Genomic DNA, 12754 nt, shown 5'->3' on the forward strand with positions numbered 1-12754 from the left:
TCGGCCCGGTCAGCGTGCCCCCTTTTTGGCCCGCACGTTCGCGGCGTCCACGATGGCCGAGGTCCAGTCGATCTCCCCGCGTGCTCCGAGTTCGTCCAGGACCGCCCGGTGAAGCCGCCGCCAGACCCCGGCCTTCGTCCAGGCGGTGAACCGCCGGTGTGCGGTCGCCGGCGAGACACCGAACGTGTCGGGCAGCATCCGCCACGCACACCCGCTGGTCAGCACGTACACCACCGCCGCGAACGCCTGCCGCTCATCGACCGGAGCCGTGCCCCCGCCCTGCCTCCGCGGGGTGAACTCCGGAAGCAGGGGCTCCACCAGAACCCACAGACCATCAGGAACCAGACGAGAAGAGAGGTCACCGGCCACAGACAGCATCATGCCCGACGCCGATCAAGCCACGTGAGACACCCTCTAAGGCTTGATACAGCGAAGTAGCAGGTCAAAGGCTATGCGGCTCCGCGAAACCGATCGGTTTGAAAACCGTCGTGGTGGCGACACCACCGTGGGTTCAAATCCCACAGCCTCCGCACTTCAACGGCCCCTGACCAGCGCAAACGGTCAGGGGTCGTCATCATGCCTACTGCCTGTCAGCAACCGCTGTTCCCCGTGATTTCCCGTCCGATGGGGCATGGAAGGGGCACGCGCTCCACGAGGTCGGCGGAGCGACTTTGGGCGGGAGCTGCCTTGGGGCGAGAGATCGGGGGCCCTTACGCTGGCCCGCGGATCGGGCTGGCTCCTGGCCTGCCCGCAAGTGCCCGATCTGGGCCCCCGATCTTCGAGGCTCGCCCCAAGGTGGCTGCCTAAAGTCGTCGGAGCCGACCGGCCCCGGGCACCACGGTGGTTCCCTTGTCGGGCGGGCCGTTCAGCCGCGCGGCCGGCGGACGCCGGGGCGGAGCGGGGCGGAGACAGGAGCGTCGGACCGGCGGGGAGCCGGGCCGCGCGCGGCGAGCGGTAGCGAGCCGCCTTGAACTCGTAGAGAAGGTTGTTACTCAGTGGGCTGGTTGGGCTTTGTCCGGTCCCGGTTGGTCTGGCGCTGGCGGTCGTGCTCGATGGTGTTGGCGACTGTTTCGGCGCAGTGGATGACCGTCTGGAGGCGGTTGAGCACGTCGCGGCGGGCGGCCTCGATCAACTCACAGTGATTGGGGATCGGCTCGGTGCTGGTGTGGGGGGTCCAGAAGCCGCGGTGGCTGTGTTTGGTGACGATGTCCTGGCAGGCGCGGACGACGGCGTTCAGGGAGGCGGTGATCTCGTAGCGGTACAGCTGCTCGGTCTGGGCGGCTGGGTCGTGGTTCATGGGCGGGGCCTTGTGGTGGGTCGGGCGGTGAGCAGGTAGCGCACGGCGTCTTCGAAGATCGTGTGGCTGTAGGGCGTGCCGGAGGCGAGGTCGGCCAGCGCGTGTTCGTGGGCTTGGGCGTCGTCAAGCCAGTGGAGGACCGGCCGTGCGGCTGGTGGGTCGAGCTGGTCGCTGATGTGGCGGGCCCGTTGCTGGAGCCAGCGCAGGGCGAGCCGCGGTGAGCTGGTGGGGTGGGCGCCGAGCCAGAAGGTGCGGCCGTCGTCGAGGGTGTGGGCGATCACTTCACACCAGTAGGTGTGGGTCAGCATGGTTGGGCTTCCCGCGTGGTCGGCTGCGGTGCAGGGGCGGGGAGGTGAGCGGTCACCGTGTGGCCGTGGCCGTCGTGGTGGATGTCCAGCGCTGCGGCGAGGACGGTGACGATGGCCAGTCCTCGGCCGTGGGTGGCCTCCTCGTCGGGGTGGGTGATCCGCGGGTGGCTGGTGGTGGCGCCGGTGTCGGTGACGGTGAGCGTGACGGCTTCGGTGGTGCGGGTGATGGTGACGCGGAAGGCGGGTCCGGTGGTGTGGGTGACGGCGTTGGCGCCCAGCTCGGTGACGATCAGCGCGGCGTCGTCGGCGCATGGGCTGTCGTGGAGGATGTCGCGGGTCCAGCGGCGGGCGCGGCCGACCTCGGCCGGGAGTCTCGGGCAGGAGAGTTCCCAGACTCGCACCGTACTCGTATACTCGTCCATACAAGTTCCTTCGTGCTGGTAGGCGGCCATGGACAGTGGGTTCGGGCTAGACGAGTTTCACGCCGTCGTGCGCCCGGACGGCCGGTGGGGCTGCCGCGTCCAGGGCGTCCAGGACGCGCACGGCGTATGCCTCGTCGGCGAGTTCGGTGACGTCCTCGCGGGTGGCCCAGCGCAGCGCGTACGTCTCGTCGCCGGTGGTGGGAGTACCGTCGATCGCCTCGCAGCGGAAGACGAGCGAGACAATCAGGCCGGTCATGTTCTTGTAGACACCGGTCAGGGTCGCCGGAAGGGCGATCTTGATGCCGGTCTCTTCGAGGACCTCGCGCTGCAGGGCCTCGGGGATGGTCTCGCCCGGTTCGAGGACGCCGCCGGGCGGCTCCCAGTGCCCGTTGTCCCTGCGCTTGATCAGCAGGGCCCGGCCGCGGTCGTCAACGATGACTCCGGCGACGCTCACGGAGTGGGGGCGTTCGGCAGTACTCACAGTCCTCGGCTTCCTGAAGCTGACTAGGCTCTCCACCGTAGCAACGACACTCAGCTTCTCGTCTAGATATCCAAAGGAGTAAAGATGGCGGCCTCCCCCTCCAGTGCTCTCGGAGCGCTGGACCCGACCAGTGACCGCGCGGTGTTCCGGCAGATCGCCGACCAGATCCGCGAAGCCATCGACAAGGGCCGGTTCAAAGAGGGCGACAAGCTGCCGTCCGAAGCCGAACTGGTCGAGCATTACGGCGTCTCCCGGATGACCGTGCGCAACTCGCTGTCGATTCTCCAGACCGAGGGCCTGGTGGTCTCCGAGCACGGCAGGGGCGTCTACGTCCGGCCGCGCCCGCCGGTGCGGCGTCTGGCCTCGGACCGCTTCGCCCGGCGCCACCGCGAGCAGGGCAAGTCGGCGTTCATCGTGGAGGCCGAGGCGGCCGGGAGCAAGTCGGAGGTGGACAGCCTGGAGGTCGGGGAGGAGCGGCCCAGCCAGGACATCGCCGCGCGCCTGGGCTCGCCGCGCCGGGTGCTGGCCCGTCGTCGCCGGTATCTGCTGGACGGGCGGCCGGTGGAGTTCGCCACCTCCTATCTTCCGCTGGACCTGGCGCGGAACACCCCGATCGCCCAGCCGAACCCCGGTCCGGGCGGCATCTATGCCCGGCTGGAGGAGTTGGGGCACCGCCTGGACCACTTCGACGAGGAGATCAAGGCCCGGATGCCCACCCCGCAGGAGGTGCGGACGCTGCGGCTGGCCTCCGGCGTGCCGGTCATCCACCTGATCCGCACCGCGTACGACACCGAGGGGCGCGCGGTGGAGGTCTGCGACACGGTGATGGCTGCCGACGCCTACGTCCTGTCGTACCGGTTGCCGGCCACCTGACGGCCGGGGTGGCGAGGTGCGGTGCGGCCCGGTGCGCGGCTGGTTTCGACTCGTACACACCCAGACGCATACTCGTATAGACGAGTGGGCAAGCTGTGTGGCACAGTGGTCCGCGTTCCGAACCGACTCGGGATCACTCCGACGCATCTTGTCTAGACGAGTAGGTGTCAGTGGTTCCGGTGCGATCCAAGGAGAGACAAGACGTTGCGCACCATCCGTGTGGAGACCTCAACCGCCACGATCCTGCTGACCGAAGCCCCTGAGCCCAAGGTCCGCGACCGGCAGACCGGCGAGGTGGCCAAGGACGCCGTGAGCGGCGAGACGCTGATGACGATCGGCGTCGTCTACATCGACGAGGGCGAGTCCGCGCTGATCCGGGTCACCGTGCCGGAAAGCGGCGTCGCCGAGGGCCTGGCCCTGGGCGCTCCGGTGTCCCTGCCGGGCCTGGTCGCCAAGCCGTGGGAGAACGTCTTCAACGGCCAGCAGCGCCACGGCATCGCCTACCGGGCCGCCGCCGTCACCCCCGGCGCCGTCCCGGCCGCGGTGGGAGCCTGACCAATGCCGGACCTGATGACATGGCTGGAGGCGGGCGGTCCCGTCGCCATAGCCGGTGGCGGGGCCGCCGCCTGGGCCAAGTCCCGGCACCCGGCAGCCTGGTGGTCCACGATCGGGCTGCCGGTGTCGGTGACCCGGCTGCTGGCCTCGTACGGGGCGGTCATGGACTCCTGCGGGCTGACCGTGCCACCCTCCCGACTGCGGGCGCTGGCCACCTGGGCGACCAGCCGCCGGGAGGTGAGGCCGGTGCCACCGCGCCGGGGCCTGATCCGCCCTACCTCGACCGGCCTGCGCCTGCGGCTGCGGCTGGCGCCGGGGCAGGAACCGGCCGACGTGGCCGCCTCGGCCGAACGGCTCCGCCACGCCTGGGGCGTCCACGCCGTCTACGTGGCGGAGGTCAAGCCGGGCACGGTCGAGCTGCGGCTCGTCGGCTTCGACGTCCTCGGCCGGGTGCGGATGCCGCGCGGTGTCGAAGGCGGGTTCCTTCGGGTGCCGGTGGCGCTGCGGGAGGACGCGACCGAGTTCATCCGCGACTACCGCGCCATCCCGCACCAACTCACCCTCGGCGCCACGCTGTCGGGCAAGTCCATGTACCTGCGCAACCTCATCGCCGGCCTGGCCCGACAGCCCGTCGCGCTGGCCGGGATCGACTGCAAGCGCGGCGTGGAGCTGGCCCCGTTCGCCCCACGCCTGTCCGCCCTGGCCACCGAACCGGCGGAGGCGGCCGAACTGCTGCCCGTGCTCGTGGGGGAGATGGAGGACCGCTACGACCTGATCAAAGCCCGGCAGGGCATCGCCCCCAACACCCCGGACGAGGAAATCACCTCCGATACCTGGGGCCTGCCCGAGGATGAGCGGCCCGTGCCGATCGTGCTGTTCGTCGACGAGGTGGCCGAACTCTTCCTCACCGCAACGAAGAAGGACGAGGAGCGGCGCGACGCGATGGTCACCCACCTCATCCGGCTCGCGCAGCTCGGCCGGGCCGCCGGAATCTACCTGGAGGTGTGCGGGCAGCGCTTCGGCGCCGAGCTGGGCAAGGGCGCCACCATGCTCCGCGCCCAGCTCTCCGGCCGCGTCTGCCACCGGGTGAACGATGAGGCCTCGGCCAAGATGGCGCTCGGCGACATCGCCCCCGAAGCGGTGGAAGCGGCGTGCTCCATCGCCCCGGAGCGGCCGGGCCTGGCCGTGGCCGGTGACACCTCCGGCGGCTGGTCCCGCATCCGCACCCCCTACCTGTCCCTCACCGACGCCGCCGCCGTCTGCCAGGACACCGCGCACCTCGCCCCCGACGTGCCCGCCCTCGACCCGTTCCGGCCACACATTCCGCCGGCCCCGGCCGAGCAACCGGCTCCGCTGATCACACCGCGCCCCGTGACCGACTAAAGCCACCCCGCACCACGGTCGGCGCGACCGCCCTCGCGCCACGTCCCTACCCCTGCCATGCCGAAAACCGAAAGGAGGTGCCACCCATGCGCCGCTACCTGGCCCGCGTCGACGCCGTGCTGGTCCAGGCCGTCATCGCCGGTGCCCTGTCCTTCGCGCACCTGCACGACCTGGCCGCAGCGGCCGGACAGCACGGCTGGAAAGCCTGGGCCTACCCGATCAGCGTCGACCTGCTGATGGTCGCGGCCTGGCGACGCCTGCGCTCCGGCCACGCCACGACGGCCGGATGGTGCTGGTTCGTCATCGCCCTGGCCGCCTCGCTCGGTGCGAACGTCGCCACCGCCGGACTCCTCGACCTGAACGACGTGCCCGCCTGGCTGCGCATCCTCGTCGCCGGCTGGCCCGCCGTCGCCTTCCTCGGCGGAACCCTCCTCGCCCACTCACCAAGCACTGCGGCACCGGATGCGCCGGAGGAGGACACCGCCGAGCTGCCCGCGGCTGCCGACCCTGAACCGGAACCCGCGCCCGAACCGGTCCGGCCTGCCGCACCTGCCCCGGCGCTCCCGGCGGCACCTGCCGTCCCGGCCGCGCTCGTCGAGCACGCACGGAAGGTCGCCGACGCCCACCGCGCCCGGACCGGTACGCCCATCGACACCGACACCCTGCGCACCCGCCTCGGCGTCCCGCCCGCCCTGGCCGACCAGATCGCCACCCAACTCACCTGACAAGGAGGGCTGCTCATGCGCCCGGTCATCCGCCTCGCCCTGGAGTGCTCCGCCCAACTCACCCGCCAAAACCGCCTCGACGAAGCCATGACCGTCGCCGAAGGAGCGTTCCAGCGGGCCACCGCAGACGAACACCCCGAGATCGAACAGTGGCTCATCGACCACACCAGCGACTTCACCGGAAAGGACTGACCGTGCCCGCGCACCGCCGCTTCCGCCGCGTCGTCCGCATCGGCCCCGTACAGGTCGGCACGGCCTACGACGGCCGGGGCCGCGAGAAGCACACCGCCGCCTGCACCGCGCCGCGCTGCGGCTTCTCCGCCGACTACGACAGCCGCGCCGCCGCCGAGCTGGCCGCCCGTACCCACCGCTGCCCCGTCCGCTGACCGGAGGTTCCTTATGACCGTCTCCCTGCCCCTGGTGGCCGTCCTGGGCGTCATCGCCTGGGCCGCGATCAAGTTCCTCGGCATCCGCCTGTGGGTCGTCGTCGTGATCGCCCTCTTCGGCTTCTACCTCTCCCAGACCTTCCTCGCCCCCGCCATCGACACCGGCACCCGCACCGGAGTTGAGGTCATAGGCGGCACCACCGACTGACAAGGAGAACCCGCCATGTTCCTGCGCCCGCAGCTCCCCACCACACCCCACCTCCCGACCACCACCGAGCACGGCCAGCAGCCGGCCTGCTCCTGCCACCCCGCCCCGGCCCGGCGGCCCGCGCTGCCTCCGGCCACGACCGGCGCGGTGGCCGCCGTGCTCGTCGGCGGCGTGGTGCTGACCGCGCTCCTGGCCGCCGTCGCCGTCACCGCCATATCCGTGGCCGTCGCCGCCCTCGTCCTGCGCTCCCTGCTCACCGGCGGGCACCGCCACTGAACGGCCGGGGGGGGGAGCCTCGATACCGCCAAGCATCCCGCCGCCCCGACCGGCCTCAACCCCTCATCCGACCCGCAAGCCAGACAAGGAGAAGCCCATCATCCCCCGCACCACCGCACCGCCGCCGAAAGAACTCGGCATGCTCGCCTCCTGGGGCCACCTGCCCGGCCTGGTCCGGCAGCTCTCCGGCCTGGGCGGCTGCGCGCGCCCCATCCGGCTGTCCGGCTACCGCGCCGAACACGCCCTCAACACCGCCACCGGCGAGATCGGCCCCGAACTGCACCGCCTGGACTCCACCGACCTGCCCGCCGGGCACCTGCTGGTGCGCTGCAACAACCGCCGCACCACCCGGTGCGCCACCTGCGCCGAGACCTACCGCCGCGACACCTACCACCTGATCACCGCCGGACTGCGCGGCGACAAGGGCACCCCCGAGCAGGTCGCCACGCACCCGCGCGTCTTCGCCACCTTCACCGCACCCAGCTTCGGCCCGGTCCACAACCGCCCCGACTCCGGCCGCTGCCGCTGCGGCACCCGCCACCCGGCCGACGACCCCGCCCTCGGCACCCCGCTCGACCCGGAGCGGTACGACTACGAAGCGGCCGTGCTGTGGAACGCGCACGCCGGGGCCATCTGGCGGCGCTTCTCCATCTACCTGCGCCGGGAGATCGCCAAGCGCGCCGGACTCACCCAACGCGCCTTCCGCCAGTACGCGCGGATCTCCTTCGCCAAGGTCGCCGAGTACCAAAAACGCGGCGCGGTCCACTTCCACGCCGTCATCCGCCTCGACGGCCCCACCGGCGGCGACTCCCCGCCGCCGTCCTGGGCCAGCGCCGAGCTGCTGACCGACGCCATTCGCGCGGCCGCGGCCGCCGCCCGGATCACCGGCCCGACCCTCGACGGCCGGGACCACGTCTTCGCCTTCGGCCGCCAGCTCGACATCCGCCCGATCCGCTCGGCCGACCTCGACGGCGGCACCGAGCTGACCGACCGGGCCGTCGCGGCCTACATCGCCAAGTACGCCACCAAGGGTGCCGAGACCGCCACCGGCACCCTCGACCGGCCGCTGAAGTTCCTCGCCGAGCTGGCCGCCCTCGACCTCACCGACCACGCCCGGCGCATGATCCGCACCGCCTGGACCCTCGGCGCGCGGAAAGACCTGGAACACCTGCGGCTGCGGGCCTGGGCCCACATGCTCGGCTTCCGCGGCCACTTCTCCACCAAGACCCGCCGCTACTCCACCACCCTCGGCGCACTCCGCACCGCCCGCGCCGAATGGCAGCGCCTCCAAGCAGCCATCGCACGCGGCGAGACACCCCACGACCCGTCCGCCGAGCCGGAGGAGACCACGCTCGTCCTCGCCCACTGGGCCTTCGCCGGCACCGGCCTCACCGCGGGCGAGCAATGGCTGACCGACGCACTCACCTCCAACACCGCCAGCACGGAAGGGGAAACAGACCGATGAAAGACCGATACCTCAGCGTCGACCAGGTCGCCGAGCTGCTCGGCACCACGCCTCGTTTCCCCCGGCGGCTGGTCGCCGAACGGCGGATCACCTTCGTCAAGCTCGGCCGCCACGTACGTATCCCGGAAAGCGCGCTGGCGGCCTTCATCGAGGCGAACACCGTGCAGCCGGTCCAGCGGCGCCGGGCTCGTCTGCGGAGGGCCGCCTGATGGCCAACAGGAAGGGCAAGCGCCGTCGCTTCGGGGCTGTACGCAAGCTGCCGTCCGGCCGCTGGCAGGCTCGTTACCCCGGCCCGGACGGTGCGCTGCGTCCGGCCGACCGCACCTTCGACACCAAGGCGGACGCCGAGATCTGGCTGTCGCAGACGGAAGCGGACCTGACGCGCGGCGACTGGCAGGACCCGGACGCCGGGGCGGTCAACTTCGAGGTCTACGCCCGGCAGTGGATCGCCGAACGCGGCCTCCGGCCGACGACCGTGGAGCTCTACGAACGCCTGCTCCGCATCCACCTGCTGCCCGCCTTCGGGCACCGGGACCTGGACGAGATCACCGCTCCCCGCGTCCGCACCTGGCGTACCGAGCGGCTGGAGGAGACCGGGGCGCCCACCACCGTGGCCAAGGCGTACCGGCTGCTCAAGGCCGTCATGGAAACCGCTGTGGACGACGAGCTGATCCGCCGCAACCCGTGCCGCATCAGGGGCGCCGGCCAGGAGCGGGCGCCCGAACGGCCCATCGCCACCGTGGAGCAGGTGTACGCGGTGGCCGACGCCATGGGGCCGCGGTGGCGACTGATGGTCCTTCTCGGGGCCTTCGCGACCCTGCGGCCGGAGGAACTGGCCGAGCTGCGGCGCGGTGACGTCGACCTCGACACGGGGACGCTACGGATCACGCTGGCCTCACCCGAGCTGACGACCGGCCGCCGCGTCACGGGCGAGCCCAAGTCGGCGGCCGGGAAGCGCACGCTGATCCTGCCCGCGTTCCTGCACACCGATCTGCGGCGGCATGTCGAGTGGTTCGCCGACAGGAAGGACCGGGGCCCGAACGGGCTGCTCTTCGTCGGCGAGAAGGGCGCTCCGTTCCGGCGGTCCACCTTCGGGCGGAAGTGGCGCAGGGCGCGCGCGAAGGCGGGGCTCCCCGAGGGCTTCCGCTTCTACGACCTCCGCCACACCGGGAACACTCTCGCGGCGGACACCGGGGCCAAACTGAAGGACCTCATGGTGCGCATGGGGCAGTCGTCGGTGCGGGCCGCGATGATCTACCAGCACTCGTCACTGGAGCATCAGCGGGAGCTCGCCGACGGCATCGACGCCCGGGTACGCGCGGCCCTGACGCCCCCGGAGAAGGGCGACGGCCCTTCTGGCACGGATCTGGCACGGGACGCTTAGAACGGCGCCGGGAGGTCTAGGCAACGAGCAAGGCCCAGGTCGTTGACCTGGGCCTTCGTCATGGAGCGGGTGACGGGAATCGAACCCGCGCTCTGAGCTTGGGAAGCTCATGTTCTACCATTAAACTACACCCGCGAGGAGCAGACGATCACGCCGCTCATCGACGCACACTGTACCCCATTCCGGGCCCCCGGCGCACAGTCGCGGGGTCCTTTTCGTCGTGTCCCCGGGGCGTGTGACGGGCGGGTTTCCGGAAAGCGGGGGAAGGGAGTTGGGGCGTACGGTGGGTGCGGAGCGCCGGGCGCGGGGCAGGCTGGTTGATCCCCTAATGTGGCTTTGGTCCTACACGCGATGGGGAGAGGCAGGCGATGGAGTCCACCGTCGTTCGGTGTGCCGATGGGCATGTGTTCAGCACCTCGACGTTCCCGATGCAGAACCTCGGCAGCGACCGGATCGGTCCGGGCCGGCTGCTGCGGTGTCCGCGGTGCGCGCGGCTGAGGCAGGCGGTGCCGGTGGCGCGGCAGGCCGTGACGGGCCTGGAGGTCGTGAGGCGCTGAGACACCGAGGCGCCCAGGCGGCCGTGTCGAGCGGTCGCGGCGGGTGAGGGCAGGCGGGCCCGGTGCGCAGGCGCCGGGCCCGCGGTCTGTACGCTCGGCTCCGTGCTTCTCTCAGACAAGGACATCCGGGCCGAGGTCGACTCCGGGCGGGTGAGGATCGATCCGTACGACCCGGCGATGGTGCAGCCGTCCAGCATCGACGTGCGGCTGGACCGCTTCTTCCGGGTGTTCGAGAACCACCGCTACCCCCACATCGACCCCGCGGTCGAGCAGTCCGACCTGACGCGGCTGATCGAGCCGGAGGGGGACGAGCCGTTCATCCTCCACCCGGGCGAGTTCGTGCTGGCCTCGACGTACGAGGTCGTCACCCTGCCCGACGACATCGCCTCCCGGCTGGAGGGCAAGAGCTCGCTGGGGCGGCTGGGCCTGCTGACGCACTCCACGGCCGGCTTCATCGACCCGGGTTTCTCCGGGCACGTGACGCTTGAGCTGTCGAACGTGGCGACGCTGCCGATCAAGCTCTGGCCGGGGATGAAGATCGGGCAGCTGTGCATGTTCCGCCTCTCCTCGCCCGCCGAGCACCCCTACGGCTCCGCCCGCTACGGCTCCCGCTACCAGGGGCAGCGCGGCCCGACGCCCTCGCGCTCCTATCTGAACTTCCACCGCACGCAGGTCTGAGCGAGGAGTGAGGAGCGAGGGGCGAGGGGCGACCATGGGCGACGAGCGGGAGAACCTGACCTACGAGCTGTTCGGGCAGGCGGTCCGGGAGCTGGCGCAGGCCGTCGCGGACGACGGTTACGAGCCGGACATGATCCTGTCCATCGCGCGCGGCGGGCTGTTCGTCGCCGGAGGGCTCGGTTACGCGCTGGACGTGAAGAACCTGCACGTGATGAACGTCGAGTTCTACACCGGCGTCGGCACGACGCTGGAGATGCCCGTCGTGCTGCCGCCCGTGCCCAGCGCCGTCGACCTGAGCGAGAAGAGGGTCCTGGTCGCCGACGATGTCGCCGACAGCGGCAGGACGCTGAAGCTGGTGCACGACTTCTGCGCCGAGCACGTGGCCGAGGTGCGGTCCGCGGTGGTCTACGAGAAGCCGCGGTCGCTGGTGAAGTGCGAGTACGTATGGAGGCGCACCGACCGCTGGATCGACTTTCCGTGGAGCGTGGAACCGCCGGTGGTGCGGCGGGACGGGCAGGTCCTCGACTCCTGACGCGCCGAAGGGGGGCCGCGCCCCCCCGCGGGCGCCCCCCCCCTGCGGCGTACGGGCGGGCGTACCCGCCCGCGCCCTACAGGGTGCCGAGCTTGAACAGCGCCAGCAGCGCGATCAGCTGGATCGCGGAGGCGCCCAGCGCCTTCGGCCAGGGCAGGTCGTGCGAGCGGCGGACCATCGAGGTGAGCAGCACGCCCGCCGCGAGCAGGGTGATCCAGCCGACGACCTGGACCACCGTGGCGCTGCCGCCCAGGAACATCGCCAGCAGCAGCCGCGGGGCGTCCGTGATGGTCATGATCAGCATCGACAGGCCGACCGTCGGCGCCCACAGGCCCTCGCCGCCGAGCTGGCGGGCCAGGGTGTGGGTGACCACGCCCATCAGCAGGGCGGAGACGACGACGGCCACGCCGGTGATCAGCACGAACGGGATCGCGCTGGAGAGCGTGGAGTCGATCGTGTCCTCGCGGGCCTGGTCGAAGCCGAAGACGGCGAGCAGGCCGTAGACGAAGGTGACGATGAGGGCCGGGCCCCACACCGAGTGGTCACGCATCTGCCAGAAGGTGGGGCCGGGGCGCAGCACGATGCCGCTCAGCAGCTGCTTCCAGTGCGGTCGCGGGCCGGAGGGCGCCGCGGGCGGCTGTCCCGCCGCGTAGGTGCCGCCGTCGGTGTAGCCGTCGCCGGCCGGGTGGCCCGGCTGTGGGGGGTGGCCGTGGTCGGGGGCCTCGCCGAAGCTGAACATCTGGGTGTGCCCGGGGTTGTTGGCCGGGTCGTGCGCGGCCGGGCGCACCTGGCCGCCGTACCCGTCGTGCCCGGGGTGGTGGCCGCCGTGGCCCGGATCGCCGAAGTACTCCGGCTCGCCGTGCCGTCCGCCGCCCTGGCGCCACAGGGTGTGCCCGGGCCGCTGCCCCGGCTGCGCGGGAGGCGCGTACGGCGGCTGCCCGGGTGCGCCGGGAGCCTGCTGCGGGGGGCGGTGCCCTTGCTGTCGTGCGTTCCGGGGATCCCGGCCGTGTCCCATCCTGAATCCAGCCACGCCCCCGAACGTACCGTGTCCGGCCGTACGCGGTGTCGCGGGCCGGGTGACGGACCGCCCATTGCCGCCGAGCTGTGACATCACCCAGGGGGCCCGTAGGGCGCGCCCCCGGAACGGGGGTCGGGCCACCCGTAGGGGACGGCCGTGGGGGGGGGGGGGGGGGGGGGGCGGCGGGGCGGGGCGGGCGGGGGGGT

Annotated in this window: 20 protein-coding genes and 2 tRNA genes; 15 read left to right on the forward strand and 7 right to left on the reverse strand. The window is 71.7% G+C overall.

Features of this window, described 5'->3' with window-relative positions:
* Positions 1-9 precede the first annotated feature (9 nt).
* Positions 10-369 (reverse strand): transposase, encoded by a 360-nt coding sequence (locus AC2CJA_RS16580; RefSeq protein WP_484603477.1) that lies wholly within the window; start codon positions 367-369, stop codon positions 10-12.
* Positions 370-444: 75 nt separating this feature from the next.
* On the opposite strand from AC2CJA_RS16580, the gene AC2CJA_RS16585 reads away from it, so the two are divergent.
* A tRNA-OTHER gene (locus tag AC2CJA_RS16585) sits at positions 445-527 on the forward strand.
* 461 nt (positions 528-988) lie between these two features.
* Here the strand turns inward: AC2CJA_RS16585 and AC2CJA_RS16590 are convergent.
* From AC2CJA_RS16590 to AC2CJA_RS16605, 4 genes are read right to left on the reverse strand one after another with little or no spacing between them, the layout of a single operon-like run.
* Positions 989-1297, reverse strand: a complete 309-nt coding sequence (locus AC2CJA_RS16590; protein ID WP_484603478.1) for a hypothetical protein — start codon at positions 1295-1297, stop codon at positions 989-991.
* Complete coding sequence (locus tag AC2CJA_RS16595) at positions 1294-1605, reverse strand: hypothetical protein (RefSeq protein ID WP_484603479.1); 312 nt, start codon at positions 1603-1605, stop codon at positions 1294-1296. The genes AC2CJA_RS16590 and AC2CJA_RS16595 overlap by 4 nt, the downstream gene beginning before the upstream one ends.
* Entirely contained in the window at positions 1599-2027 is a 429-nt protein-coding gene (locus tag AC2CJA_RS16600) for an ATP-binding protein (protein ID WP_484603480.1), read from the reverse strand. The genes AC2CJA_RS16595 and AC2CJA_RS16600 overlap by 7 nt, the downstream gene beginning before the upstream one ends.
* A gap of 46 nt (positions 2028-2073) precedes the next feature.
* On the reverse strand, positions 2074-2481 hold the full coding sequence (locus AC2CJA_RS16605; RefSeq protein WP_279554488.1) for an NUDIX hydrolase: 408 nt from the start codon (positions 2479-2481) through the stop codon (positions 2074-2076).
* 111 nt (positions 2482-2592) lie between these two features.
* Here AC2CJA_RS16605 and AC2CJA_RS16610 point away from each other — a divergent pair, with 111 nt between their 5' ends.
* From AC2CJA_RS16610 to AC2CJA_RS16660, 11 genes are all read left to right on the forward strand, one after another.
* The gene (locus AC2CJA_RS16610; RefSeq protein WP_484603481.1) at positions 2593-3381 is read left to right on the forward strand and encodes a GntR family transcriptional regulator; all 789 of its coding nucleotides are present in this window, start codon (positions 2593-2595) and stop codon (positions 3379-3381) included.
* A 204-nt stretch (positions 3382-3585) separates the two neighbouring features.
* Positions 3586-3936, forward strand: coding sequence for an SCO3933 family regulatory protein (locus tag AC2CJA_RS16615; RefSeq protein WP_093852181.1), 351 nt, complete (start codon positions 3586-3588; stop codon positions 3934-3936).
* Between the two features lie 3 nt (positions 3937-3939).
* Positions 3940-5319, forward strand: a complete 1380-nt coding sequence (locus AC2CJA_RS16620) for an FtsK/SpoIIIE domain-containing protein (RefSeq protein WP_484603482.1) — start codon at positions 3940-3942, stop codon at positions 5317-5319.
* 86 nt (positions 5320-5405) lie between these two features.
* Positions 5406-6044 carry a DUF2637 domain-containing protein gene (locus AC2CJA_RS16625; protein WP_484603483.1) on the forward strand — a complete coding sequence of 213 codons (639 nt, stop codon included), beginning with the start codon at positions 5406-5408 and terminating at the stop codon, positions 6042-6044.
* A 15-nt stretch (positions 6045-6059) separates the two neighbouring features.
* On the forward strand, positions 6060-6236 hold the full coding sequence (locus AC2CJA_RS16630; RefSeq protein ID WP_484603484.1) for a hypothetical protein: 177 nt from the start codon (positions 6060-6062) through the stop codon (positions 6234-6236).
* Between the two features lie 2 nt (positions 6237-6238).
* Positions 6239-6430 carry a mobile element transfer protein gene (locus AC2CJA_RS16635; protein ID WP_031505898.1) on the forward strand — a complete coding sequence of 64 codons (192 nt, stop codon included), beginning with the start codon at positions 6239-6241 and terminating at the stop codon, positions 6428-6430.
* Positions 6431-6443: 13 nt separating this feature from the next.
* A complete protein-coding gene (locus AC2CJA_RS16640) occupies positions 6444-6638 on the forward strand; it encodes a hypothetical protein (protein WP_093852177.1) in 195 nt (64 codons plus the stop codon).
* Positions 6639-6653: 15 nt separating this feature from the next.
* On the forward strand, positions 6654-6914 hold the full coding sequence (locus AC2CJA_RS16645) for a SpdD protein (RefSeq protein ID WP_484603485.1): 261 nt from the start codon (positions 6654-6656) through the stop codon (positions 6912-6914).
* A gap of 139 nt (positions 6915-7053) precedes the next feature.
* A complete protein-coding gene (locus AC2CJA_RS16650; protein WP_484603486.1) occupies positions 7054-8379 on the forward strand; it encodes a replication initiator in 1326 nt (441 codons plus the stop codon).
* Positions 8376-8588 (forward strand): helix-turn-helix domain-containing protein, encoded by a 213-nt coding sequence (locus AC2CJA_RS16655; RefSeq protein ID WP_093852174.1) that lies wholly within the window; start codon positions 8376-8378, stop codon positions 8586-8588. The genes AC2CJA_RS16650 and AC2CJA_RS16655 overlap by 4 nt, the downstream gene beginning before the upstream one ends.
* A complete protein-coding gene (locus tag AC2CJA_RS16660; protein WP_484603487.1) occupies positions 8588-9763 on the forward strand; it encodes a tyrosine-type recombinase/integrase in 1176 nt (391 codons plus the stop codon). The genes AC2CJA_RS16655 and AC2CJA_RS16660 overlap by 1 nt, the downstream gene beginning before the upstream one ends.
* A gap of 61 nt (positions 9764-9824) precedes the next feature.
* Here the strand turns inward: AC2CJA_RS16660 and AC2CJA_RS16665 are convergent.
* Positions 9825-9898: transfer RNA gene (locus AC2CJA_RS16665), tRNA-Gly, on the reverse strand.
* A gap of 233 nt (positions 9899-10131) precedes the next feature.
* Between AC2CJA_RS16665 and AC2CJA_RS16670 the strand changes: the two genes are divergently transcribed.
* From AC2CJA_RS16670 to AC2CJA_RS16680, 3 genes are all read left to right on the forward strand, one after another.
* Positions 10132-10320, forward strand: coding sequence for a hypothetical protein (locus AC2CJA_RS16670; protein ID WP_241716206.1), 189 nt, complete (start codon positions 10132-10134; stop codon positions 10318-10320).
* 102 nt (positions 10321-10422) lie between these two features.
* A complete protein-coding gene (gene dcd / locus AC2CJA_RS16675) occupies positions 10423-10998 on the forward strand; it encodes a dCTP deaminase (RefSeq protein ID WP_093657735.1) in 576 nt (191 codons plus the stop codon).
* A 34-nt stretch (positions 10999-11032) separates the two neighbouring features.
* Positions 11033-11530 (forward strand): phosphoribosyltransferase, encoded by a 498-nt coding sequence (locus AC2CJA_RS16680; protein ID WP_484603488.1) that lies wholly within the window; start codon positions 11033-11035, stop codon positions 11528-11530.
* Between the two features lie 76 nt (positions 11531-11606).
* Here the strand turns inward: AC2CJA_RS16680 and AC2CJA_RS16685 are convergent, their stop codons facing one another.
* Entirely contained in the window at positions 11607-12641 is a 1035-nt protein-coding gene (locus tag AC2CJA_RS16685; RefSeq protein WP_484603489.1) for a Yip1 family protein, read from the reverse strand.
* Positions 12642-12754: the final 113 nt, after the last annotated feature.

The sequence above is a fragment of the Streptomyces sp. ATLC9 genome (assembly GCF_057196705.1).

Bases quoted from the DNA above. Each gene is read 5' to 3' on its own strand.
- AC2CJA_RS16595 (WP_484603479.1), bottom strand. From the start codon at position 1,605: ATGCTGACCCACACCTACTGGTGTGAAGTGATCGCCCACACCCTCGAC.
- AC2CJA_RS16680 (WP_484603488.1), top strand. From the start codon at position 11,033: ATGGGCGACGAGCGGGAGAACCTGACCTACGAGCTGTTCGGGCAGGCG.
- AC2CJA_RS16660 (WP_484603487.1), top strand. From the start codon at position 8,588: ATGGCCAACAGGAAGGGCAAGCGCCGTCGCTTCGGGGCTGTACGCAAG.
- AC2CJA_RS16625 (WP_484603483.1), top strand. From the start codon at position 5,406: ATGCGCCGCTACCTGGCCCGCGTCGACGCCGTGCTGGTCCAGGCCGTC.
- AC2CJA_RS16590 (WP_484603478.1), bottom strand. From the start codon at position 1,297: ATGAACCACGACCCAGCCGCCCAGACCGAGCAGCTGTACCGCTACGAG.
- AC2CJA_RS16685 (WP_484603489.1), bottom strand. From the start codon at position 12,641: ATGTCACAGCTCGGCGGCAATGGGCGGTCCGTCACCCGGCCCGCGACA.
- AC2CJA_RS16630 (WP_484603484.1), top strand. From the start codon at position 6,060: ATGCGCCCGGTCATCCGCCTCGCCCTGGAGTGCTCCGCCCAACTCACC.
- AC2CJA_RS16610 (WP_484603481.1), top strand. From the start codon at position 2,593: ATGGCGGCCTCCCCCTCCAGTGCTCTCGGAGCGCTGGACCCGACCAGT.
- AC2CJA_RS16655 (WP_093852174.1), top strand. From the start codon at position 8,376: ATGAAAGACCGATACCTCAGCGTCGACCAGGTCGCCGAGCTGCTCGGC.
- AC2CJA_RS16640 (WP_093852177.1), top strand. From the start codon at position 6,444: ATGACCGTCTCCCTGCCCCTGGTGGCCGTCCTGGGCGTCATCGCCTGG.
- AC2CJA_RS16650 (WP_484603486.1), top strand. From the start codon at position 7,054: ATGCTCGCCTCCTGGGGCCACCTGCCCGGCCTGGTCCGGCAGCTCTCC.
- AC2CJA_RS16645 (WP_484603485.1), top strand. From the start codon at position 6,654: ATGTTCCTGCGCCCGCAGCTCCCCACCACACCCCACCTCCCGACCACC.
- AC2CJA_RS16600 (WP_484603480.1), bottom strand. From the start codon at position 2,027: ATGGACGAGTATACGAGTACGGTGCGAGTCTGGGAACTCTCCTGCCCG.
- AC2CJA_RS16620 (WP_484603482.1), top strand. From the start codon at position 3,940: ATGCCGGACCTGATGACATGGCTGGAGGCGGGCGGTCCCGTCGCCATA.
- AC2CJA_RS16670 (WP_241716206.1), top strand. From the start codon at position 10,132: ATGGAGTCCACCGTCGTTCGGTGTGCCGATGGGCATGTGTTCAGCACC.